The 21636-nt window shown below is 73.0% G+C and carries 16 protein-coding genes; 8 read left to right on the top strand and 8 right to left on the bottom strand.

Annotated elements, in window-relative coordinates; all coding sequences use genetic code 11:
• The first annotated feature begins 242 nt into the window (after positions 1–242).
• Positions 243–1472 (top strand): IS701 family transposase, encoded by a 1230-nt coding sequence (locus ACFVX9_RS23890; protein WP_380340458.1) that lies wholly within the window; start codon positions 243–245, stop codon positions 1470–1472.
• Positions 1473–1500: 28 nt separating this feature from the next.
• Here ACFVX9_RS23890 and ACFVX9_RS23885 read toward each other — a convergent pair whose 3' ends face one another.
• Positions 1501–3429 carry a helix-turn-helix domain-containing protein gene (locus ACFVX9_RS23885; protein ID WP_380375359.1) on the bottom strand — a complete coding sequence of 643 codons (1929 nt, stop codon included), beginning with the start codon at positions 3427–3429 and terminating at the stop codon, positions 1501–1503.
• 262 nt (positions 3430–3691) lie between these two features.
• Between ACFVX9_RS23885 and ACFVX9_RS23880 the strand changes: the two genes are divergently transcribed.
• The 6 genes from ACFVX9_RS23880 to ACFVX9_RS23855 all read left to right on the top strand — a co-directional run bounded on the left by ACFVX9_RS23880 (position 3692) and on the right by ACFVX9_RS23855 (position 10496).
• Positions 3692–4441 carry a 50S ribosomal protein L11 methyltransferase gene (locus tag ACFVX9_RS23880; protein WP_380375361.1) on the top strand — a complete coding sequence of 250 codons (750 nt, stop codon included), beginning with the start codon at positions 3692–3694 and terminating at the stop codon, positions 4439–4441.
• A 496-nt stretch (positions 4442–4937) separates the two neighbouring features.
• Complete coding sequence (locus tag ACFVX9_RS23875; RefSeq protein WP_387983351.1) at positions 4938–6110, top strand: 3-deoxy-7-phosphoheptulonate synthase; 1173 nt, start codon at positions 4938–4940, stop codon at positions 6108–6110.
• A 98-nt stretch (positions 6111–6208) separates the two neighbouring features.
• On the top strand, positions 6209–6979 hold the full coding sequence (locus ACFVX9_RS23870; RefSeq protein ID WP_380375364.1) for a 2,3-dihydro-2,3-dihydroxybenzoate dehydrogenase: 771 nt from the start codon (positions 6209–6211) through the stop codon (positions 6977–6979).
• 42 nt (positions 6980–7021) lie between these two features.
• Entirely contained in the window at positions 7022–7651 is a 630-nt protein-coding gene (locus ACFVX9_RS23865; RefSeq protein WP_063346539.1) for an isochorismatase family protein, read from the top strand.
• Positions 7648–9603, top strand: coding sequence for an anthranilate synthase family protein (locus ACFVX9_RS23860; protein WP_380375365.1), 1956 nt, complete (start codon positions 7648–7650; stop codon positions 9601–9603). Before ACFVX9_RS23865 ends, ACFVX9_RS23860 begins: the two co-directional genes overlap by 4 nt.
• Positions 9604–9638: 35 nt before the next feature.
• The gene (locus ACFVX9_RS23855) at positions 9639–10496 is read left to right on the top strand and encodes an arylamine N-acetyltransferase (protein WP_380375367.1); all 858 of its coding nucleotides are present in this window, start codon (positions 9639–9641) and stop codon (positions 10494–10496) included.
• A gap of 31 nt (positions 10497–10527) precedes the next feature.
• Here ACFVX9_RS23855 and ACFVX9_RS23850 read toward each other — a convergent pair whose 3' ends face one another.
• The 7 genes from ACFVX9_RS23850 to ACFVX9_RS23820 all read right to left on the bottom strand — a co-directional run bounded on the left by ACFVX9_RS23850 (position 10528) and on the right by ACFVX9_RS23820 (position 19163).
• On the bottom strand, positions 10528–12096 hold the full coding sequence (locus ACFVX9_RS23850) for a class I adenylate-forming enzyme family protein (RefSeq protein ID WP_380340442.1): 1569 nt from the start codon (positions 12094–12096) through the stop codon (positions 10528–10530).
• 58 nt (positions 12097–12154) lie between these two features.
• Complete coding sequence (locus ACFVX9_RS23845; RefSeq protein WP_387983347.1) at positions 12155–13633, bottom strand: adenylosuccinate lyase family protein; 1479 nt, start codon at positions 13631–13633, stop codon at positions 12155–12157.
• Positions 13630–15621 carry an FAD/NAD(P)-binding protein gene (locus ACFVX9_RS23840; RefSeq protein WP_387983345.1) on the bottom strand — a complete coding sequence of 664 codons (1992 nt, stop codon included), beginning with the start codon at positions 15619–15621 and terminating at the stop codon, positions 13630–13632. Before ACFVX9_RS23840 ends, ACFVX9_RS23845 begins: the two co-directional genes overlap by 4 nt.
• Positions 15622–15694: 73 nt before the next feature.
• A complete protein-coding gene (locus ACFVX9_RS23835; protein WP_167745846.1) occupies positions 15695–17266 on the bottom strand; it encodes a class I adenylate-forming enzyme family protein in 1572 nt (523 codons plus the stop codon).
• Between the two features lie 228 nt (positions 17267–17494).
• Entirely contained in the window at positions 17495–18040 is a 546-nt protein-coding gene (locus ACFVX9_RS23830) for an SRPBCC family protein (RefSeq protein WP_387983343.1), read from the bottom strand.
• A gap of 157 nt (positions 18041–18197) precedes the next feature.
• Positions 18198–18599 carry a GNAT family N-acetyltransferase gene (locus ACFVX9_RS23825; RefSeq protein ID WP_244293282.1) on the bottom strand — a complete coding sequence of 134 codons (402 nt, stop codon included), beginning with the start codon at positions 18597–18599 and terminating at the stop codon, positions 18198–18200.
• A 150-nt stretch (positions 18600–18749) separates the two neighbouring features.
• Positions 18750–19163 carry a Fur family transcriptional regulator gene (locus ACFVX9_RS23820; protein ID WP_363376909.1) on the bottom strand — a complete coding sequence of 138 codons (414 nt, stop codon included), beginning with the start codon at positions 19161–19163 and terminating at the stop codon, positions 18750–18752.
• Positions 19164–19363: 200 nt separating this feature from the next.
• On the opposite strand from ACFVX9_RS23820, the gene katG reads away from it, so the two are divergent.
• The gene (gene katG, locus ACFVX9_RS23815) at positions 19364–21598 is read left to right on the top strand and encodes a catalase/peroxidase HPI (RefSeq protein WP_387983340.1); all 2235 of its coding nucleotides are present in this window, start codon (positions 19364–19366) and stop codon (positions 21596–21598) included.
• The last annotated feature ends 38 nt before the right edge of the window (positions 21599–21636 follow it).

Below are 21636 nucleotides of genomic sequence, written 5' to 3'. Positions count from 1 at the left end.
GGTGCCGCACGGAAGTCGTTTGTTCGTCAACTCGCGCGCGGTCGGCCCGCCCCTGATGGCCCCGGCACACCCCGCCGGGCGGCTCCGGGGGCGATCTCGCCTGCCCGCGCGCTCCGTCCGGTGGTCCGGCCATAGGCCGCGCGTGCAGCCGTGTGTCCGGTGCACCTGGGCCCGGCCCGAGCCCTCTGCATACCGTCGACCCATCTGAAGATGCGTCTGCCATGTAGAGGTTGGGGATCTCGATGAGCGACTTCGCCCTGCACATCAGGGACACGCGAACGCCCGGGCGCAAGCCGGGCGTCGGCAGTTCCCACGACATCGTCCTCTCGGAGCTGTGCCCGGCGCTGTTCGCGTCGCTGCCCCGGGCGGACCAGCGCCGCAAGGGCGTGGAGTACCTGCGCGGACTGCTGGGCGCGGAGGGCCGCAAGTCGGTGCGCAACATCGCGCGGCTGATCGGCGGGCAGGCCACGGAACAGAACCTGCACCACTTCATCAGCAGCTCCACCTGGGAGTGGGACCCGGTGCGCGCCGCGCTGGCGCACTACGTGACGTCCGTCGCGCCGCCGCAGGCCTGGGTGGTGCAGCAGACGGTCATCCCGAAGGCCGGGGAGCACTCGGTGGGCGTGGATCGCCGGTTCATCTCCTCGCTCGGCCAGGTGCTCAACGCGCAGCAGGCGGTGGGCGTCTGGGCGGCGTCCGAGGAGGTGAGCATGCCGGTGAACTGGCGGCTGCACCTGTCCCGGGCGTGGCTGGACGACGTGCCGCGGCGCAGCCAGGCGTCCATCCCGGCGAGTGTGGACACCCGGACGCTGGGCGACTGCTCGGTCGAGGCGGTGCTGGAGCTGACCTCGGACTGGCGGCTGCCCACGCTGCCGGTGGTGATGGACGTCCGGGAGCTGGACGGGATGAAGGCGCTGCGGCGGCTGCGCGCGGCGGGGGTGCCGTTCCTCGTGCGGATCAACAGCACGCTGCCGCTCCGCCCGGCCGAGGGGGCCGGGCACGGCGCGGAGGCGATGCCGGCCCACCGGATCATCGGGGCGTGCCGGGACCGCAGGCGGATGGTGACCTGGACCGACCACGGCCAGGACGCCGGGCTGTGCACCGCGCTGGTCGGTGCCGTCCGGGTGCGGACGGTGACCGGGGCGGCCCGCCCCCTGGGAGTGAACCGCAGGCCGGACGGCCCGGACCGCGACCTGCTGCTGCTCGGCGCGGGCAGCTCCGGCCGGCGCTGGCCGCAGGAGCTGTGGCTGGCCGACATCCCGGACGCCACGCCGGCCCAGCTGTTCCGGCTGAGCCTGCGGATCGGCCGGGTCGAGCGGGACTTCGACGAGATCGCGGACCGCACCGGCATCCGCGACTACACCGGCCGCTCCTTCAACGGCTGGCACCGCCATGTCACCCTCGCCTCGGCCGCACACGCGGTCGTGGCCCTCTCCCACACCGGCGGCCGCTCGCTCCGCCGCGTGAGCTAGGGTCCGTCGTCGAACTCGCGCCCGCGCCCTAGGTTCCTTGGCCGACTCCCGCCGACGGGCCGTCCTTGATGAGGAGGTCGCGGACGCGCGAGAGCCGTAGGGCGAGCTGGACTTCGAGCGCTTGGCCGGGGTCCTGCCAGTCGGGGCCGAGCAGTTCCGCGATGCGTTCCAGGCGGCGGGCGACGGTGTTCGGGTGGACGTGCAGCTTCTGGGCGGCCCGGGTGGGGCTGGCTCCGGTCTCGAAGTAGGCGTCCAGGGTGCGGCCGAGGTCGGTGAACCGCTGCCGGTCGTACTCGAGCACCGGACCGATGACCGAGTCGACGAAGGAGCGGACGTCCCGGTTGTCGGCGAGCAGGACACCGAGGAAGCCCAGCTCGCGGGGGGAGGCCGAGCGGCCGGTGGTGTCGAGGGCGATCATCGCCTCCAGGCAGCGCAGCGCCTCCTGGTGGCAGTGGAAGACCGAGGCGGCGTCCGCGACCGGCCCGGCCGCCGCCACCGTGACCGGTTCGCTGAGCAGCGGGGCGAGTTCGTTCAGGACGGCCCGGGCCGTCGCGCCGGCGTCGGTGCCGGGCAGCAGCAGCACGGCGTTGCCGCCGTGCCCGACCCGCAGCCCGTTCAGTCGCTGGGCCAGGCCCGTGGCCAGGGCGCAGGCCCGGCCGACCGCTCGGGCCTCGGGGCGGACGACCACCACCACGTGCGGCGTGGCCAGGTTGATGCCGAGCCGGCGGGCGCGCTCCTCCAACTGCTGCGGCGGGCGCTGGGCGCTGGTGAGCAGGTCCTCCAGCAGCTCGCCGTGGGCGCGGCCCTGCGCGACGGTGGTGTCGCCGGTGCGCAGCAGCTGCACCGCCACCGCCTGGGCGGCCAGGTGCAGCAGTTCGTCGATGCCGGCCGCGGGGAGGTCCTCGGGGCGGAACACCAGGGTGCCGAGTATCTCGCCTCCGGCGGTGACCGGGGCCGCCCAGAGGCCGTCCGCGGTGTGGACCGGGCGTTTGGCGGCGTGCACATCCGCGGCGGCGGGGCCGGTCTCGGGCATCCGGCCGGTGGTGGTCAGGACGGTGCCGTCCGCTGCGTGGATCCGCAGCGCGCCACCCAGGTTCCGGCTCACGGCTTCGGCGAGGCCGTGCAGTTCGCAGTCGGTCAGCGCCCGTTCGATCAGCTCGTGATGGATGCGCCGGTGCTCGCTGAGCTCCCGCAGCGACTCGGTGGTGCGTCCGTGCTCCTCGCGCAGGGTCTGCACGGTGGCCTTGGCGTCGTCGAGGACGAGGGTGCGCTGGACGGCCAGGCCGGCGAGCTCGCCGAGCAGGTTCGCGGTGGAGATCTCCTCCGGGGTGTAGTGCCGCACATTGCGGTCGGCGACGTAGAGCGCGCCGAAGGGGTGCGGGCCGTAGCTCAGCGGGACGGCCATGATCGCGCGCAGCCCCTCGGTCCGGACCACCTCGTCGATGTCGGTGCTGTGCTGGATCCGGTTGTCGTCGAGGTAGTCCGGGGTCCAGACCGGCGCGAGGTTGGCGACGGCGGCGTGGCCGAGTCCGGAGCCGCCGGTCAGCTGGAGGCCGACGTTGAGGGTGGAGGTGTGGCCGTCCGACGCCCGGATGTAGGACAGGCCGTCCTCCGGTCCGGGGAAGCTGACGTACGCCATGTCCGCGCCGAGGAGCAGACGCGAGCGCCGGGTGACGGCCTTGAGCACCCCGTCGAGGGTGTCGGGGACGAGGAGGTCCCGGGCGGTGTCGAGCAGCGCGGACAGGCCCGCTTCGCGTTGCTGGCGCCCGCGGCGCTGGGCGCAGATGTCCAGTCCGAGCCGGACGGCCCGCTCGAGTGCGGCCGTCTCGGCCTCGGGGGCGCCGCCGCAGGCGGCTTCGGCGAGCAGTGACTCGATGCGCGCCGGTGGTGCCTCCGCCACCAGCAAGGTCAGTACGGTCAGCGCGTCAGGCCGCTTCCGGACCCCCTGTTGGGCCATCTCTTATCCCCCACCCGTACATACCAGCCGTTTTGCCTGGCACATGCCAGGTGCTACAACGTGTTTATCATGTCACTTTGGGTGGGGCTCGGATGATTCCACGGTGTGGACGGTGGAGAGGGCACCGCCGAGTGGCCCCCGATGTGTTGCCGGGTCACCTTCCCGCCGCCCGTGCCGGTTGAGGAGGATGAAGTGGTGGCCACCAGGGAGGTGGTCCGGGCGACAACGCCCAGCTGGCGCGGTGGGAGCACAGGCGGACGGCATGAACGCGCTACAGGACTACCGCCGTTCGCTGGAACGAAGCAGGGCCGCGCTGGAGCACGCGCACCGGCCCGCGACCTTCCGGCTCTGCGGCCGCGAATGGGACCTGCTGCCAGGGATTTTCGCCCCGGTCTACTCGCCCACCACCGAGATCTCCATGCGCCTGCTCGGCCTGGACGACCCGCGGGCCGCCGGGCGCTCCGGCTCGCTGCTGGAGATCGGCTGCGGCACCGGCGTCATCGCGGTGGCCGCGGCACTGGCCGGGCATGCCCGGGTGGTGGCCGGCGACATCAACGAGGCCGCCGTCCGCAACACCGAGATGAACGCCCACCGGCACGGCGTCGCCGACCGCGTCCACAGCGTGCACAGCGACCTGTTCGCCGCGCTCGCGCCCGAGGAGCGCTTCGACACCGTCTTCTGGCACTCCAACTACGTGCTCGCGCCGGAGGACTACCGCTACCGGACGATGCACGAGCGCGGCTACGTCGACCCGGGCTACGCCGCCCACCGCCGCTTCCTCGTCGAGGCTCCGGGCCGGCTGGCTCCGGGCGGCTCGGTGCTGCTGCACTTCAGCGAGCGCGGCGACCTGACGGCGCTGCGCCGGATCGCCGAGGAATGCGGGCGCACCCTGCGGGTGGTGCGCGGCGGCGTCTTCCCGGAGGGTGAGCAGGAGGTCGAGCACATGTTGATCGAGGTGGCCGTGGCGCGTGGCCGGGCCGCCCGCGAGACGGCACCCGGTACCGGCTTCTGACGTCCGGGTCCGGCGACCCGACCTGCCACGCCGACTTCGGCATGTGCCACGAGGCGCCGGCGCACGGTGGTCCGCCCACCCCCGGGGTAGGCCTGGGCCACCAGGGTCCGGCCGTGCCGTACGGCGTCCGGGCGGGTCGCGCGCCCGAGCCGTTCCATGGCCGGATCTCGCCGGTCCGCCACCTCGGGACGGACCTCTTCGAGGGTCCGCCGTCACCGTTCTTCGTCGTCCCCGGGCGACATCTGACGGAGTGTGCCGCCACCTGATGGAGTATCCGCCACCTGACGAAGTGCGGGGGCGGGCGTTGGCGACACCTGGTGGCACGCCACAAGATCTGGAAGAGCCTCAGCCGTTCGGTGGCCGGCGGACCGCTGCCGGACCGGGACCCGGGCCGCGGGCCCGCCGGTCCTCCCCGACCCGTGCCATCCACAGCCTCGCCACGACGCCCTTCCGTGCGCGCCGCCGAGCCGGCGCACCTTCGCCCTGGGAGACACCCATGGTCACCGCCCTGTCCGCGCTCCTGTCCCGGCCCGCACTCCACCAGCCCGACTGGGCCGACCACGAGCACCTTCCCGACATCAAGGACCGGCTGGCCGGTCTGCCGCCGCTGGTCGGCCCGGCCGACGTCCGGCGGCTGCGCTCCGTGCTCGCCGAGGTCGCGGCCGGGCGGGCCCAGGTCGTACAGATCGGCGACTGCGCCGAGGACCCGGCGGAGTGCACCGCGGGCGAAGTCGCCCGCAAGACCGGGCTGCTGGACGTCCTGGCCGGCATCGTCACGATGGCCACCCACCGGCCGGTGGTCCGGGTCGGCCGGATGGCCGGCCAGTTCGCCAAGCCCCGCTCCAAACCGACCGAGTTCGTCGGCGGCCTGGAGATCCCGGTCTTCCGCGGCCACCTGGTCAACAGCCCCGAACCCGACCCGGAGCTGCGCCGCCCCGACCCGCGGCGGCTGCTCGACTGCTACTGGGCGGCGGCCGAGGCGATGACCCACCTCGGCTGGCCGGATCCGGACCGCCGCTCGCCGCTCAGCCCGCCGGTGTGGACCAGCCACGAGGCGCTGCTGCTCGACTACGAAGTTCCGATGATCCGTCAGATCAGTTACACCGAAAGCCTCCTGACGTCAACGCACTGGCCGTGGATCGGCGAGCGGACCCGCGACGTGGCCGGCGCCCACGTCGCGATGCTCGCGTCCGTGGCCAACCCGGTCGCGTGCAAGGTGGGCCCCGGCATGGCGCCCGAGGAACTGCTGGAGCTGTGCGCGCGGCTCGACCCGCGCCGCGAGCCCGGACGGCTGACCCTGATCGCCCGGATGGGCGCCGAGGTCGTCGCCGACCGGCTGCCCGCGCTGGTCAGGGCCGTCCGGGAGGCCGGCCACCCGGTCATCTGGCTCACCGACCCGATGCACGGCAACACCGTCACCACGCCCGGTGGGCTGAAGACCCGCTTCGTGGAGACCGTCGTCCGGGAGATCCAGCACTTCCAGTACGCCGTCCGCTCCGAGGGCGGCGTGGCCGGCGGCCTGCACCTGGAGACCACGCCCGATGACGTCACCGAGTGCGCCCACGACGCCTCCGGGATGGCGCACGTCGGCGACAAGTACACCAGCTTCTGCGATCCCCGGCTCAACCCCGGCCAGGCCATCACCGTGGTCTCCGCCTGGGAGGGCTGACCCGCCGCGCCCGGAACGGCGCCACGCACCGCCACACCGAGAGAGCAACCGAGAGAGCAACGGGCCGGCCGCGCGCCGGCCCCGAGGGAGGTCCGGCAGTGACGAACACGATCGCCCTGGTCACCGGGGCAGCAGGCGGCATCGGCGCGGCCGTGGTCCGCGCCCTGGCCGAACAGGGCACCGCGGTGGCCGCGGCGGACCGCGACGAGGAGGGCCTGCGCAAGACCGTGGCCGCCCTCGCCGAGGAGGGCCTGCGGGCCGAGGCCTACCCGGTGGACGTCAGCGACCACCGCGCCGTCGACCTGCTCGTCGACCAGGTGGAGCGCGAACTCGGGCCGGTGGACCAACTGGTCAACGCCGCCGGGGTGCTGCGCCTCGGCGAGGTCCGGGACTTCTCCGTCGAGGACTGGGCGGCCACCTTCGCGGTCAACGTCAACGGCGTCTTCCACGTTTCCCGCGCGGTGGTCGACCGGATGATCCCGCGCGGGCGCGGCGCCATCGTCACCGTCGCCTCCAACGCCGCCCGCACCCCGCGCACCGAGATGGCCGCCTACGCCGCCTCCAAGGCCGCCGCGACGATGTTCACCAAGAGCCTCGGCCTGGAGGTCGCCAGGTACGGCATCCGCTGCAACCTCGTCGCCCCCGGATCCACCGACACCCCGATGCTCACCTCGATGTGGCACGACGAATCCGGCCCGCAGGGCACCCTGCGCGGTCGCGCGGACGCCTTCCGGGTCGGCATCCCGCTCAACAAGCTGGCCAGCCCCGCCGACATCGCCGCCGCCGTGCTCTTCCTGCTCTCCGACGCGGCCGGCCACATCACCCTGCACGACCTCACCGTCGACGGCGGCGCCGGCCTCGGCGCCTGACCGGCTCGCCCAACTCACCACTCCCCCAGGAGAGTCCACCGCATGGCAGGCATTCCGACCATCGAGCCCTATCCGATGCCGACCGCGGGCGAGCTGCCCGACAACACCGTGTCGTGGACCGTCCGCCCGGACCGCGCGGTGCTGCTCGTGCACGACATGCAGCGCTACTTCCTGCGCCCCTTCCCGGCGGACGAGGCACCCGGCCGGGAGCTGCTGCACAACGCCGCCCTGCTGCGCCGCCAGGCCGCCGAGCTCGGCGTGCCGGTCGCCTACACCGCCCAGCCGGGCGGCATGACCACCGAACAGCGCGGGCTGCTGCTGGACTTCTGGGGCCCCGGGATGCGGATGGACCCGGTCGACCGCGAGGTCGTCGAGTCGCTCGCCCCGGCCCCCGGCGACTGGCTGCTCACCAAGTGGCGCTACAGCGCCTTCTTCCGCTCCGACCTGCTCCAGCGGATGCGCGAGGAGGGCCGCGACCAGCTGATCCTGTGCGGCGTGTACGCCCACGTGGGCGTACTGATGACGGCCGTCGACGCCTTCACCAACGACATCCGGCCGTTCCTGGTCGCCGACGCCGTCGCGGACTTCTCCGCCGCCCACCACCGGCTCGCCCTGGAGTACGCCGCCGCGCGCTGCGCGATGCTGATCACCGCCAAGGAGACCTTCGCATGACCGACCGGACGACGGACCGGGCGAGCGAGCCGACGACGGACCGGGCGAGCGAGCCGACGACGGACCGGACGACCGAGGAACTGCTGCGCCGGGTGCTCGCGGAGCGGCCGCCCGCCTTCGCCCTCCTGCACCGGCCCGAGACCACCGGCCCGGGCACGCTGGACGTCCTGTTCGGCGAGGTCGCCACCGCGCACACGCTGGACGGTGTCCCGCTGGGCCCCGAGCCCGGCCGCCCGGGCCCGGACGTCCTGGTCCTGGTCCCGTACCGGCAGATCGCCGAGCGCGGCTTCGAGGCCCAGGACGACGGTGCCCCGCTGCTCGCCATGACGGTGACCGAGCACGCCACCGTCGACCTCGACGAAGCGCTGGCGCTGATCCCGGACCGGCCCACCGAGCTGACCGGCGCCCGCTTCGACCTCGGCGACGAGGAGTACGCCGACATCGTCCGCCGGGTGGTCGCCGAGGAGATCGGGCAGGGCGTCGGCGCCAACTTCGTCGTCCGCCGCACCTTCCTGGCCGAGATCAGCGACTACACCCTGCACGCCGCGCTGGCCTTCTTCCGCCGGCTGACGGAGCGCGAGGCGGGCGCCTACTGGATCTTCGTCGTGCACACCGGGGAGCGGACATTCGTCGGCGCCAGCCCCGAGCGGCACATCAGCCTGGCCGACGGCGTCGCCGTGATGAACCCGATCAGCGGCACCTACCGCTACCCGGCCTCCGGCCCCACCCTGGCCGGCGTGATGGACTTCCTCGCCGACCGCAAGGAGGCCGACGAGCTCTACATGGTGGTCGACGAGGAGCTCAAGATGATGGCCCGGATCTGCGAGGGCGGCGGCCGGGTGGTCGGCCCGTACCTCAAGGAGATGGCCCGGCTCGCGCACACCGAGTACCTCATCGAGGGCCGGACCGACCGCGACCCGCGCGAGATCCTCCGCGAGACGATGTTCGCCCCGACCGTCACCGGCAGCCCGCTGGAGAGCGCCGCCCGGGTCATCCGCCGTTACGAGCCCGCCGGGCGCGGCTACTACAGCGGCGTGGCCGCGCTGATCGGCCGGGACGAGCACGGCGGGCGCACGATGGACTCCGCGATCCTGATCCGCACCGCCGACATCGACACCGCCGGCCGGATCCGGATCGGAGTCGGCGCCACCCTGGTGCGCCACTCCGACCCGGCCTCCGAGGTCGCCGAGACCAGGGCCAAGGCGGCCGGGCTGCTGGCCGCGCTGGAAGCCGGAGGCCCGCGCACCTTCGCCGGCCACCCCCGGGTACTGGCCGCGCTGGAGCGGCGCAACACCGGCATCTCGGACTTCTGGCTGGCCGAGGACGCGGACCGCGGCCGACGGCTCGCCGAATTCGCCGGGCGCCGGGTGCTCGTGATCGACGCCGAGGACACCTTCACCGCCATGATCGGCCACCAACTCCAGTCACTGGGGCTTGAGGTGACGATCCGTCGATTCGACGAGCAGTACGCCTTCGACGGCTTCGACCTGGTCGTGATGGGCCCGGGGCCGGGCGACCCGCGGCAGGCCGACCACCCCAAGATCGCCTGTCTGCGCTCCGCGGTGGCCGAGTTGCTCGCCCGGCGGCGCCCGTTCGTCGCGGTCTGTCTCAGTCACCAGGTGCTGTCCACCCTGCTCGGCCTGCCGCTGCGCCGCCGGGACGTCCCCAACCAGGGCGTCCAACGCGAGATCGACCTGTTCGGCGCTCGCGAGCGGGTGGGCTTCTACAACACCTTCGCCGCCATCAGCCCGCACGACACGGTCGACGTGGACGGCGTCGGCACCGTCGAGGCCGCCCGCGACCGGGAGACCGGCGAGGTGCACGCCCTGCGCGGCCCGCACTTCGCGTCCATGCAGTTCCACGCCGAGTCGGTGCTCACCCAGGACGGCCCCCGGATCGTCGGTGGCCTGATCGCCGAGGTCCTCCGTGCCGGGGCGATCCTTGCCGGGTAGTCTCCGGGAGAGCGCACGGGAGAGAGGCCGACAGGATGGGCGATGACCGCGCCACCGGCGAATGGGGAGCGGAACTGCTCGACGTCGGGGCCTACCTGGCCCGCACCGGCGTCCCTGGCCCGCTGCCCCCCGAGCCCGGGACGCTGCGCCGGCTGCACCGCGCCCACCTGCTGGCCCTCCCGTTCGAGAACCTCGACATCCCGCTCGGCCGCGGCGTCCCGCTCGACCTGGACCGCGTCCAGGCCAAGCTGGTCGCCGGCGGCCGCGGCGGCTACTGCTTCGAACAGAACCTGCTCTTCGCCGCAGTGCTGGAACGCCTGGGCTTCCAGGTCACCAGGCTCGCCGCCCGAGCCCTGCTGAATGCCGGCCGACCGCTGCCGCGCACCCACCTGGTGCTGCTGGTGACGGTCGGCCAGGCGCGTTTCCTCGCCGACGTCGGCTTCGGCGACAAGGGGCCGCTGGAGCCGCTGCCGCTGACCGACGGTGCCCTGGCCGAGCCCGACGGCTGGACTCACCGGCTCCGCCGGGTCGGCTCGGAGCCGGACTGCTGGGTGCTCGAACTCCTTCGCCCCGACGGGTGGTTGCCGCTCTACCGGTTCGAGACGGGCCTGCCGCTGCACCAGGTCGACTGCGTGGTGATGAACCACTACACCTCCACCCACGAGCGCTCCCCATTCACCGGCCGGGCCTACCTGTCCAGGATCACGCCACAGCGCCGGCTCTCCCTCGACGGCCGACGGCTGGTCGTCGGCCGCGCCGACGGCACGACGGAGGCTGCGGACCTCACCGACGAGCGGTACGCCGCCGTCCTCGCGGAGGACTTCGGTGTCCGGCTCGGGCCCGGGGACCTGCGGTCCGTCCTGCGGAGCCTGCCGGCCATCGGCCCCTCCTGACACGCGTCGGCCCCTCCTGAAAAGCGTCGGCTCAGGCCTCCTCGGCCGTGGCCAGCTCCCTGGCCAGCTCCAGCCGCTTCACCTTGGTCGTGGCGGTGTGCGGCAGCTCGTCCAGCCGGCGCTGCACCGGCGGGGCCAGTGTGGGCAGGCCGGCCACCGCGCGGTTCCAGCGGGCGAGGTCGAGCGGCTGGTCGTCCCGGGTGCAGACCACGGGCACCGGGGCCTTGTCCCCGCCGGGCACGATGATCACCTCCAGCAGCTCGGGCAGCCGGGTGAACAGCTTGTCCTCCAGGTCCAGGGTGCTGTTGATCCCCGGGATCTCGTCGACCTCGCGGTCCAGCAGGTGCAGGCAGCCCCACCGGGTGCGGTAGCCGAGGTCGCCCATCCGCCACCAGCCGTCCCGCGAGAACTGGCCCTCGAAGCGCTCCCGCTCGCCGAAGTAGGTGACGATCTGCCCGCCGCTGCGCACCTCGATGTGGCCGGGGGAGTTCTTGGTCACCGGCCGGCCGTCCCGGCTGACCACCCGGACCTCGGTCATCCCGGGGAAGGTCCGCCCGACGCAGCGGCCGTCGGCGCCGCTGCGGCGGTGCCGGGTGTAGGTGCGGGCGGCGATGGCGCCGGTCTCGCTCTGCCCGTACGTCTGGGCGAAGAACGGCAGGCTGCGCTCGGACGCGCCCAGCAGGGTGTCGACCGTGCGCGGGTGGATGGCGTCGAAGGTGTTGCTGAAGCAGCGGACCTTGGCCAGCGGCTTCGCCGGGTGGTCCGCCAGGACCTCCCAGCTCAGCAGGGTGTTGGGGTGGGACTCGATCACCCCCGGGGGGATCCGGGCGAACAGCTTCGCGACGTGCTCCGGCTCGTCGTCCCGCAGGATGATCATGGGGTGGCCGCGCAGCGCGAACAGCGCGGCCCCGCTGATCATCCGCGAGTGGGCGAAGGAGACGTGTACGGCGATCGGCTCGTGCCGCCCGACCGGGGCGAGCAGCACCGACTGCGGGCGGCAGCGGGCCTGGATCGTGATGCCGGTCTGGACGGCGAGCTTGGGCAGGCCGGTGGTGCCCGAGGTGTGGGTGATCAGGGCCGGCTGGTCCTGCGGCATGATCACGGGTGCCACCCGCTCGACCCCGGCCAGCCCGGCCAGCGCGGTCGCGCCCGGGAACTCCCCGGTGGCCACCAGCACCCGCTCGGTCAGGTCGAACACCTCGGACGGGAGTTCCTGCTCCAGCTTCGCCGCGTCGGTGAGCAGCGTCGGCCGGGACAGCCGCCCCAGCAGGCGGGCGACGGTGGTGCCGTCCAGCTTCGGGGACAGCAGCACCGGTACCCCGCCGACCCGGGCGACGCTGTAGGCGAGCAGGGAGATGTCGAAGCTGTCCGACTTGTGGATCACCACGTGCGAGCCGGGGCGGACCTGGGAAGCCCACAGTCGGGCGGCGAAGTCGTCGACCAGATCGGCGAGTTCGGTCAGGGTGACCCGCCGGCCCAGCTCCGGGGCGATGTCGAGGTCGTGGTCGAGGTAGACCGGGCTCGCCGGGTGACGGGCGGCCGCGCGGTCGAAGACCGTGCCCAGTCGGATGCCTCGGTTGCCGACGCGTTGCAGGAACATGCTCCTCTTCCCCTTCGGTTGGTCGCAGATCGCTCGGGAGTCCGGCGCCGGGCCGGCCTCACGGCTCGCGCAGGGCCCGGTCGACGAGGGGGCCGGCCGCCCCGGTGTACGAGGTCGGATCGCACAGCCGGGAGAGCTCGGCCCTGCCGAACATGCCGTCGAGAGCAGGCAGTTCGGCGAGCACCTGCTCCAGTGGCCGCCCATCGCGGTCGGCCTCGCCGGAGGCCTCGGTGAGCAGCTGCTTGGCCGTCGCCTTGCCGAGCCGGGGCGCCAGGACGGCGACGATCCGTTCCGAGACGATCTGACTACCCGTCAGTTCCAGGTTGGTGCGCATCCGTTCGGGCCGGACCTCCAGCCCCTCGGCGAGCTCCACCGCAGTGTGCGCGGCGCCCCCGGTCAGCCGCAGCGCCTCGCGCAGCAGCTGCCACTCGGCGTGCCAGGCGCCTCCCGAGCGCTCGTCCTCGGCCAGCAGGCACTGGGTGAGCCCGGTGGCGATCACCGGCACCTGCAGCGCGGCGCTGCGGATCAGGGTGGCCAGTACCGGGTTGCGCTTGTGCGGCATCGCGGAGGAGCTGCCGCGCCCGGCCGCGGTGGGCTCGGCCACCTCGCCGACCTCCGTCCTGGTCAGCGACTGCACGTCGATCGCGATCTTGCCGAGGGCGCCGGCGGTGAAGGCCAGCGCGCCCGCGAGGTCGGCGATCGGGGTGCGCAGCGCGTGCCAGGGCAGCACCGGGCGGGCCAGCCCGGTCTCGGCGGCGAAGGCGGTGAGCAGCCGGTCCAGGTAGTCGCCCGGGTCCGGCGCCGCCCCGTTCGCGGCCGCGCCGTCGATCCGGGCGTATTCCAGGTACCCGGCGAGGGTGCCGGCGGCGCCGCCGAGCGAGACCGGCAGGCCGTGCTCGGCGACGTGCCCGAGCCGCTGCTCGGAGTCCAGGACGAGCCGGCGCCAGCCGGCCGCCTTGAGGCCGAAGGTGGTCGGTACGGCTTGCAGGGCGAGCGTGCGGCCGGGGAGGACGGTGTCCCGGTGCCGTTCGGCGAGGACGGCCAGGGCCCGCGCGGTGCGGGCGAGGTCGGCGCGGATGATCCGCAGGGCCTGGGCGGCCACCAGCATCGCGCCGGTGTCCAGGACGTCCTGGCTGGTGGAGCCGCGGTGGACGTACTCGGCGGCGGCCCGGTCCTCGGCCGCCACCACCCCGGTCAGCGCCCGGACCAGCCCGACCACCGGGTTGGCGGTCTCCCGGGACTCGACCGCGAGGGCCCGCAGGTCCAGCAGCTCGGCGCGGGCCAGGCGGGTGATGGTGTCGGCGGCGGTCTTCGGCAGGGTGCCCAGCCCGGCCTGGGCCCGGGCCAGCGCCGCCTCGGCGTCCAGCATGGCCTGCAGCCAGGCCCGGTCGCAGACGGCGGCCTCGACCGGCGTCCCGGCGCGGACCGGCGAGAGCAGCCCGGAGTCGGTCAGGATGCCGGCCGCGTCGTGCGGGTCGTGCGGGTCGTGCGGGCCGCCGGGTCCGTGCGGGGCGACCGGCTCGTCAGGGTCGGTCATATCAGCACTCCGGTCAGGTCGGTGACGGCCGCGTCCGGCCGGACCCCGAAGGGCAGCTGGGTGGTGGGCGGCAGGGCGAGCAGCGAGCGGGCGATCGCGTCCGAGTCGCCGAGCGTCACCGAGTCCACGCCGGGCCGGATTCCGGCCGCCGTCACCCAGTGCACCGACTCGGTCGGCACCCCGTAGGCGTAGCGCCGCGGGTGCGCGCGGCCCCGGGTGTCCAGCAGCCGGTACGGCCGTTTGGTGACGGCCAGGCCGCCGGTCTCGTAGTCGGTGCCGCCCGTGCCCGGGATCCGGTACGCGGTGGCCTGCTCGGTGCTCAGCAGGTGCTGCAGCAGCGGGTCGGTGGTGCGGCGCAGGTCGGGTTCGGGCAGCCGGGCCTCGATCAGGACGGTGGCGCGCACCGGCGGCTGGGGCACCGCCCGGGAGGTGAGCACGTAGGCGGCCGCCTCGGTGTCGATCCGGATCTCGGTGCCCGGGCCGGTGAGTTCGACCACCCCGGCCTCGATCAGGGCGATCAGCTCCTCGATCCGGGAGACCGGCGGGCCGATCGACAGGAAGGCGTTGAGCGGGGTGTACCAGCCCTCCAGGTCGTCCCGGTGCGAGTTCCCCTCCAGCCCGCCGTGGTCCACCGCGAGGCGGATCTCGTTGCGCAGGTCGCGCAGGATGTCCAGGGCGGTCTTGAGCGGGCCGCTGAGGTTGCCGGCGCGGGCCGCCTCGACGTCCTCGGCCAGGTACCCGAGCAGCCAGTCGCGGAAGTCCTCCGGCCCGGTGAACTCCCGGTCCCCGTAAGGGCGGAAGAGCCGCTCCCAGTCCCAGCGCTCCGACTCGGGGATGCCGTACTCGTCGAGCAGGGCCGCGAAGCCGCCGCCGTGCGCGACCGTCAGGTACCGCTGGACGAAGGGCTCCCGCTCGGCGCCACGGCCCTTCGCTTCGAGCAGTGTGCCGTAGTAGACGCTCTCCACCTCGCGCGCGATCAGCGGCCACAGGTCGGTGCGGAACTGCACCGGCTCACCGGCCGCGGACTGCTCGCGCAGCCCGGCGATGTACTCGGCGGTCAGCAACCGGGGGAAGTAACGGCCGTACGCGCCCTTCTCGTTCTCGCCGCGGGCGTGGTACGGGATGCCGCGGCGCGAAGTGGCGAACAGTTTCGGCTCCCGGCCCGACGGCCGGTACACCAGCCGTCCGTCCGCGCGGACGAAGGCGCCGCCCCGGCCGACCGTGAACAGGGCCATGTGGTCGAAGAAGTTCAGCCCGAGGCCGCGCAACAGGACGTGCTGGCCCGGCAGGATGCCGCTCAGGTCGAGGTCCGCCGGGTTGGCCGGGGTGATGTAGGTGAGGTGGTGGATCCGGGACAGGCTCGCCGTCCGTTCCTCGTGCGGGGTCGGCCGGGCCGCGACGTGGCCCTGGGCGAGCACGATGGCGTCCAGGCGGTTGAGCCGGCTGCCGTTCTCCAGGCGGATGCCCTGCGGGCCGCCGGGGACACCGTGGGTGTCCGCCATCGCCACCGCCCGCGAGCGGTGCACCTGGACGGTGACGTGCGCGGGCGCGCCGTCCACCACCCGGCGGAAGCTCGCGTTCAGGTAGCGCCCGTAGAACGCCCGGGTGGGGTAGCTGTCGGCTTGCAGGGCGCGGGCCTCGGCCACGCACTCCTCGTCCTGCCCGGAGGCCGCGCCGGCCTCGGCGACCTCCACCGCCCACTCCCACAGGCTCGGACCGGGCTCGATCGGGCCGTCGATCCGGGAGCTGTCGTCGGTGTACACGGTGATCTGCGAGGCCACGGTGTTCATCAGCAGGTGCCGTGACTGGTCCTGGCGCCAGACGGCGCCGGCGCCGGGCGCGGCCGGGTCGACCATGTGCACCGTGATGGAGCCGTGCGAGGGCGCTGCGCGCTCGTTGGCGCAGAGCCGTTCCAGAACGGACAGGCCGCGCGGGCCGGCCCCGATGACGCAGACCTCCAGTGCCGCCTTGCTGCCCACTGTGCTCATGCGCCCGCCTCGCTTCGCTCGGCAGGGGCGTGCGCCCACGCGGACCTCTCGATGACGAGCTCGCTTCGCTCACTCACGGCTTCACGTCCTCCACGTCTTCCACGTCCACCCGGGTGCCCTGCGGGGCTTCGGCGAGCAGCAGGCGGGCGAGCTCCAGGCGCTTGATCTTGGTGGTGGCGGTCCTCGGCAGCTCCTCCAGCCGCCGGTGGACCGGCTCGGCCATCGGCGGCAGCGACGCCGCGGCGCGCCGCCAGGCCGCCAGGTCCAGTGGTTCGTCGTCCTTGGTGCACACCACCGGCACGGCCCTGCCGTCCGGGCCGGGGATGATGATGACCTCGGCGAGGCCGGGCAGCTGGCCGAACAGGGTGTCCTCGGCCGCGAGGGTGCTGCCGAAGCCCTCGATCAGGTCGACCTCGCGGTCCAGCAGGTGCACGCAGCCCCACTTGGTGCGGTAGCCGACGTCGCCCATCCGCCACCAGCCGTCCGCCGACACCTGGGCGTCGTAGCGGTCCTGCTCGCCGAGATAGGTGACGATGCGTCCGTCGCTGCGCACCTCGATGAAGCCCGGGTTCCGCTCGGACGGCGGGTTGCCGTTCCGGCTGACCACCCGGACGTCGGTCATCCCGGGGAACGGCATGCCGACGCAGCGGCCGTCGTCGTCCAGGGTGCGGCGCCGGGTGAAGCCGCGGACGATGGCCGGGCCGATCTCGCTCTGCCCGTACAGCTGGCCGAAGAGCGGCGAGCGGCGCCGGGTGGCGCGCAGCAACCGGTGCACGGTCCGCGGGTGGATCGCGTCGAAGGTGCTGCTGAACAGCTTGACGTTGGACAGCGGGCCGCGCGGGTCCTGCGCCAACTCCTCCCACTCCATGAAGGAGTTGGGGTGCGCCTCCAGGATTCCCGGCTTCAGCCGCGCGAACAGGTCGCCGACGTGCTTCGGGTCCGACTCGCGCAGCACGACCAGCGGGAAGCCGCGGTAGAGCGAGATCGCCAGCGCGGTGATCAGCCGGGAGTGGACGAAGGAGACGTGGATGGCGATGGTCTCCCGGCCCGGGATCAGCGGGGCGATGACGGAGGCCTGCGGGCGGTAGCGGGACTGCAGGCTGAACCCGGTGTGCACGGCCAGCTTGGGCGTCCCGGTGGTGCCCGAGGTGTGGGTGATCAGCGTCGGGTGGTCGGCCGGCATGATGACGGGTTTGACCCTCTCCACCCCGGCCAGCGCCCGCAGTTCGACGGCGTCCTGGTACGAGCCGGAGGTCAGCACCACCCGGTCGGCGAGGTCGAAGACCGTCTCGGGCAGCACATTCTCCAGCTTCTCCTGGTCGGTCACCAGGAACGGCCGGTCGGTGCGGCGGACCAGCTCGGCGACCGTCGCGCCGTCCAGAGCCGGCGACAGCAGGACCGGGACCGCCCCGATCCGCGCCGCCGCGCACGCGAGCAGCGTGATGTCGAAGCCGTCGGCCTTGTACACCACCACCCGCCGACTCGGCCGCACGCCCGCCGCCCAGAGCCGGGAGGCCAGGTCGTCCACCAGGTCCGACACCTCGGCGACAGTCGCCCTGCGGCCCAACTCCGGTGCCGCGTCGAGGTCGTGGTCGAGGATGAGGACGTTCGCGCCGTGTCTGGCCGCGGCGCGTTCGAAGAGCATCCCGAGCTGAATTCCCCGGTTTCCGATACGTTGAAGAAGCACCTGTACGCCTCCCGGGCCGCGGCTGTGCGCCGTCGGCGCCTGACGTGAATGGAATGGACACCACCCGCGGTGAAAGGGACACCGTCCGAGGTGAATTGGCGTGCCCGGGCGTCCGAATGGCCGCGTGCCCGGGCACGAGCCCGGGAATTCCGGGCGAATCGCGGAAAGGCCGGATACCGCCCGGCGTCACGCCTCTTCGACGACGGCCTTGATGCGCTGCAGGGAGGCGGCCAGATCGCCGGAGATCTTGTCGCCCCACTCCGCGAAGAAGCGCTGCTTCTCGGCCGCGTCCATCTCCGCGGTGATGCCCTTGATGCCCTGGGTGGCCGAGTCCATGCGGAAGTGGTGGGTCAGCAGGCTGCCGCCGCCCTCGGCTGCTTCGATGTCGAAGCCCCAGATGCTCTCCTGCTTCTGGCCGTCCGAGTTGTGTATCGCCCACCGGAAGGTCCGGCCCGGCTCCGCGGTGACCACCTCGGACTGGGTCGTCCACCGGCCGCGGACCACCGGCGCCCAGGCGACGATGTCGTCGCCGCGGAGGTTGTCGCCGCGGAACACGGACCCGACGGCGGCCGGCTCGCCGACCGTCCATTCACCGCCCAGGCATTCCGGGCTCCATTCGCCGCTGCGCGGCAGGTCGCTGATCACCGCGTAGACCTCGATCGGTGTCGCGGAAATGCGAATGTCGGCGTCGGCGGAGAATATCGGCTGCTTCTCGTTGATGGTTTCGCCCATGCCGGGGATCGTCCCAGCCCGGCCCCGGAGGGGGTCAAGGGCAGGCCGGCGGGTCCGTCAACTCCGTGATTCCGTGTCAACTCCGGCCCGGGGCCGCGGCGAACGGCCGCGAACCGGCCGGCACCGCGGGCCGTGAACCGGCCGTCCCCTCGAACCGTTACGAACCGGCCCGGATCTCGCGGGCGAAGTGCAGGGCGACGATCGACATCCGGGCCGTGTGATAAAACCGGTGCGCGCCGTGGTTGGTCACCCCCGAGTCGAGCTCGATCCGGGCGCACCCCGTCCGCCGGGCCCGCTCCTCCAGCTCCGCCATCAGCCGCCCGCCGACCCCCGCCGACCGCACCGCGCGGTCGGTCACCAGGTCGTCGACGAACAGCAGCCGGCCGCGGCTGGTCGCCAGCACCCGGTGGGTCGCCACCCCGACGCACCGCCCGCGACCGTCGTACGCGGCGGTGAAGACCAGCCCCTGCGCGTGCGCCTCGGCGGCGAAGGCGGCGAACCCCTCGGCGGTCAGGGCCGGCCTCAACTGCCGTATCAGCGGCCCGACATCGGTCGCCATGGCGGCGTTTCCCGGTATGACGTCAACCATCGTCAGTTCCATCCCTCGATCTTCGCAGGGAATGCCGGTCCTCGGTCCGGGCGGGACGGCGAGTTCTGGCCCGTGGTCAGCCCGTGGTCAGCCCGTGGTCAGGCGGTGGTCAGGCGGTGGTCAGCCCGCGCAGGTCGGGCAGAGGCCGCGGTAGGTGACGGCGGCGTCGGTGACGGTGAAGCCGAAGCGCTGGTCGGCGGGGAGGGCGGTGAGGGGGTCGTCGGTGGGGTGGACGTCGCGGATGGTGCCGCAGTGGGTGCAGACGAGGTGCTGGTGCGGGTGGTGGGCGTTGGGGTCGTAGCGCTTGGCCCGGCCGTCGGTGGAGACCTCGGTGACCTCGCCGAGGGTGACCAGTTCGCCGAGGGTGTTGTAGACGGTGGCCCGGGAGATCTCGGGCAGGCGTTCGGCGGCTCGGGCGTGGACCTCGTCGGCGGTGAGGTGAACGTGCTCGCCGTCCAGGACCTCCGCCACGACACGCCGCTGGGAGGTGAGGCGCCAGCCGCGTCCGCGCAGTCGCTCCAGCAGGTCACTCATATCGGTTCACCTATTCAGGTCAATGGGAGGTCAGGATTTTACCAAGTGATTTCGGCTTCGCTCCGGTTCCCGATCGGATATGCCTTTGGTGTCGTTCTTGACGTGGATCGTGTCCATCGTAGGATCGGCTCCGGCGATAGCCTGGGTAGCAGGAAGTAGCAGTCAAGACACCGTGATCCGCCTTGTAGGGAAGGATTTCCATGTCTGAGAACCACGATCCCATCGTTACCGAACCCGAGCCGCAGGCGGAGGGCACGGGTGGCTGCCCGGTGGCCCACGGGCGCGCGCCGCACCCCACCCAGGGCGGCGGAAACCGCCAGTGGTGGCCGGAGCGGCTCAATCTGAAGATCCTCGCGAAGAATCCGGCCGTGGCGAATCCGCTCGGCGCGGACTTCGACTACGCCGCGGCGTTCGGATCCCTCGACCTTCCGACCGTGAAGCGGGACATCGAGACGGCCCTCACCACCTCGCACGCGTGGTGGCCGGCCGACTACGGGCACTACGGCCCCTTCATCATCCGGATGGCGTGGCACAGCGCGGGCACCTACCGGATCAGCGACGGCCGCGGCGGCGCCGGCGCCGGGCAGCAGCGCTTCGCCCCGCTGAACAGCTGGCCCGACAACGCCAGCCTGGACAAGGCCCGCCGCCTGCTGTGGCCGGTGAAGAAGAAGTACGGCCGCAACCTCTCCTGGGCCGACCTGATGATCCTGGCCGGGAACGTCGCCCTGGAGTCGATGGGCTTCGAGACCTTCGGCTTCGGCGGCGGCCGCGTGGACGAGTGGGAGCCGGACGAGGACGTCTACTGGGGCCCGGAGACCACCTGGCTCGGCGACGAGCGCTACACCGGCGACCGCCAGCTGGAGCGCCCGCTCGCCGCCGTCCAGATGGGCCTGATCTACGTCAACCCCGAGGGCCCCAACGGCACCCCGGACCCGCTCGCCGCCGCCCGCGACATCCGCGAGACCTTCTACCGGATGGCGATGAACGACGAGGAGACCGTCGCGCTGATCGCCGGCGGCCACACCTTCGGCAAGACCCACGGCGCGGGCCCGGCGGACAACGTCGGCCCCGACCCCGAGGACGCCCCGATCGAGCAGCAGGGCCTCGGCTGGAAGAGCACCTTCCGCACCGGCAAGGGCGCGGACGCGATCACCAGCGGCCTGGAGGGCGCCTGGACGGCCACCCCGGTGACCTGGGACAACAGCTTCTTCGAGACGCTGTTCGGCTACGAGTGGGAGCTGGCCAAGAGCCCGGCCGGCGCCTTCCAGTGGAAGCCGAAGGGCGGCGCCGGAGCGGACACCGTCCCGGACGCCCACGACCCGTCCAAGCGGCACGCCCCGACGATGCTGACCACCGACCTCTCGCTGCGCCTGGACCCGGTCTACGAGCCGATCTCCCGGCGCTTCCTGGAGCACCCCGAGGAGCTCGCGGACGCCTTCGCCCGCGCCTGGTTCAAGCTGACCCACCGCGACATGGGCCCGCTCGCCCGCTACGTCGGCGCGGAGGTCCCGACCGAGCAACTGGTGTGGCAGGACCCGCTGCCCGCGGTCGGCTACCAGCAGATCGACTCCGCGGACGTCGCCGCCCTGCGGGAGCGGATCGCCGCCTCCGGGCTGTCGGTGTCCGAGCTGGTGTCCACGGCGTGGGCGGCGGCCTCCTCGTTCCGCGGCAGCGACAAGCGCGGCGGCGCCAACGGCGGCCGGATCCGGCTCCAGCCGCAGATCGGCTGGGAGGTCAACGAGCCGGACCGGCTGGCCTCGGTGCTGCGCACCCTGGAGGGCGTGCAGCAGGAGTTCAACGCCCGGTCCGGTGCCAAGCAGGTCTCGCTGGCGGACGTGGTGGTGCTGGCCGGCGGCGTCGGCGTGGAGAAGGCCGCCCGGGCGGCCGGCCGCGACGTGGTGGTGCCGTTCACGCCCGGCCGGGCGGACGCGACGCAGGAGCTCACCGACGTCGACTCCTTCGCGGCGATGGAGCCGACCTCGGACGGCTTCCGCAACTACGTGGGCAAGGGCAGCCGGCTGGCCGCCGAGTACCTGCTGCTCGACAAGGCGAACCTGCTGACCCTGAGCGCGCCCGAACTGACCGTGCTGGTCGGCGGCCTGCGCGTGCTGGGCGCCAACTACCAGCAGTCCCCGCACGGCGTCCTCACCGGGACCCCCGAGGCCCTGACGAACGACTTCTTCGTCAACCTGCTCGACCTGGGCACGGAGTGGAAGGCCACCTCGGAGGACGGGCACACCTTCGAGGGCCGGGACGCGGCCACCGGCGCGCTCAAGTGGACCGGCACCCGGGCCGACCTGGTCTTCGGCTCCAACTCCGAACTGCGCGCCGTCGCCGAGGTCTACGCGAGCGACGACGCGAAGGAGAAGTTCGTGGCGGACTTCGTCGCGGCCTGGGTCAAGGTGATGAACCTGGACCGGTTCGACGTCGCCTGACCCCGCGCCCGCCTGGTCCCGCGATCGTCCGATCCCGG

It is taken from the genome of Kitasatospora sp. NPDC058243, from assembly GCF_042882025.1.
Classification (GTDB): domain Bacteria; phylum Actinomycetota; class Actinomycetes; order Streptomycetales; family Streptomycetaceae; genus Kitasatospora.
This window is presented reverse-complemented; position numbering and strand designations above follow the sequence as displayed.

Bases quoted from the DNA above. Each gene is read 5' to 3' on its own strand.
- ACFVX9_RS23890 (WP_380340458.1), top strand. From the start codon at position 243: ATGAGCGACTTCGCCCTGCACATCAGGGACACGCGAACGCCCGGGCGC.
- ACFVX9_RS23885 (WP_380375359.1), bottom strand. From the start codon at position 3,429: ATGGCCCAACAGGGGGTCCGGAAGCGGCCTGACGCGCTGACCGTACTG.
- ACFVX9_RS23880 (WP_380375361.1), top strand. From the start codon at position 3,692: ATGAACGCGCTACAGGACTACCGCCGTTCGCTGGAACGAAGCAGGGCC.
- ACFVX9_RS23875 (WP_387983351.1), top strand. From the start codon at position 4,938: ATGGTCACCGCCCTGTCCGCGCTCCTGTCCCGGCCCGCACTCCACCAG.
- ACFVX9_RS23865 (WP_063346539.1), top strand. From the start codon at position 7,022: ATGGCAGGCATTCCGACCATCGAGCCCTATCCGATGCCGACCGCGGGC.
- ACFVX9_RS23860 (WP_380375365.1), top strand. From the start codon at position 7,648: ATGACCGACCGGACGACGGACCGGGCGAGCGAGCCGACGACGGACCGG.
- ACFVX9_RS23855 (WP_380375367.1), top strand. From the start codon at position 9,639: ATGGGCGATGACCGCGCCACCGGCGAATGGGGAGCGGAACTGCTCGAC.
- ACFVX9_RS23850 (WP_380340442.1), bottom strand. From the start codon at position 12,096: ATGTTCCTGCAACGCGTCGGCAACCGAGGCATCCGACTGGGCACGGTC.
- ACFVX9_RS23845 (WP_387983347.1), bottom strand. From the start codon at position 13,633: ATGACCGACCCTGACGAGCCGGTCGCCCCGCACGGACCCGGCGGCCCG.
- ACFVX9_RS23840 (WP_387983345.1), bottom strand. From the start codon at position 15,621: ATGAGCACAGTGGGCAGCAAGGCGGCACTGGAGGTCTGCGTCATCGGG.
- ACFVX9_RS23835 (WP_167745846.1), bottom strand. From the start codon at position 17,266: ATGCTCTTCGAACGCGCCGCGGCCAGACACGGCGCGAACGTCCTCATC.
- ACFVX9_RS23830 (WP_387983343.1), bottom strand. From the start codon at position 18,040: ATGGGCGAAACCATCAACGAGAAGCAGCCGATATTCTCCGCCGACGCC.
- ACFVX9_RS23825 (WP_244293282.1), bottom strand. From the start codon at position 18,599: ATGGCGACCGATGTCGGGCCGCTGATACGGCAGTTGAGGCCGGCCCTG.
- ACFVX9_RS23820 (WP_363376909.1), bottom strand. From the start codon at position 19,163: ATGAGTGACCTGCTGGAGCGACTGCGCGGACGCGGCTGGCGCCTCACC.
- katG (WP_387983340.1), top strand. From the start codon at position 19,364: ATGTCTGAGAACCACGATCCCATCGTTACCGAACCCGAGCCGCAGGCG.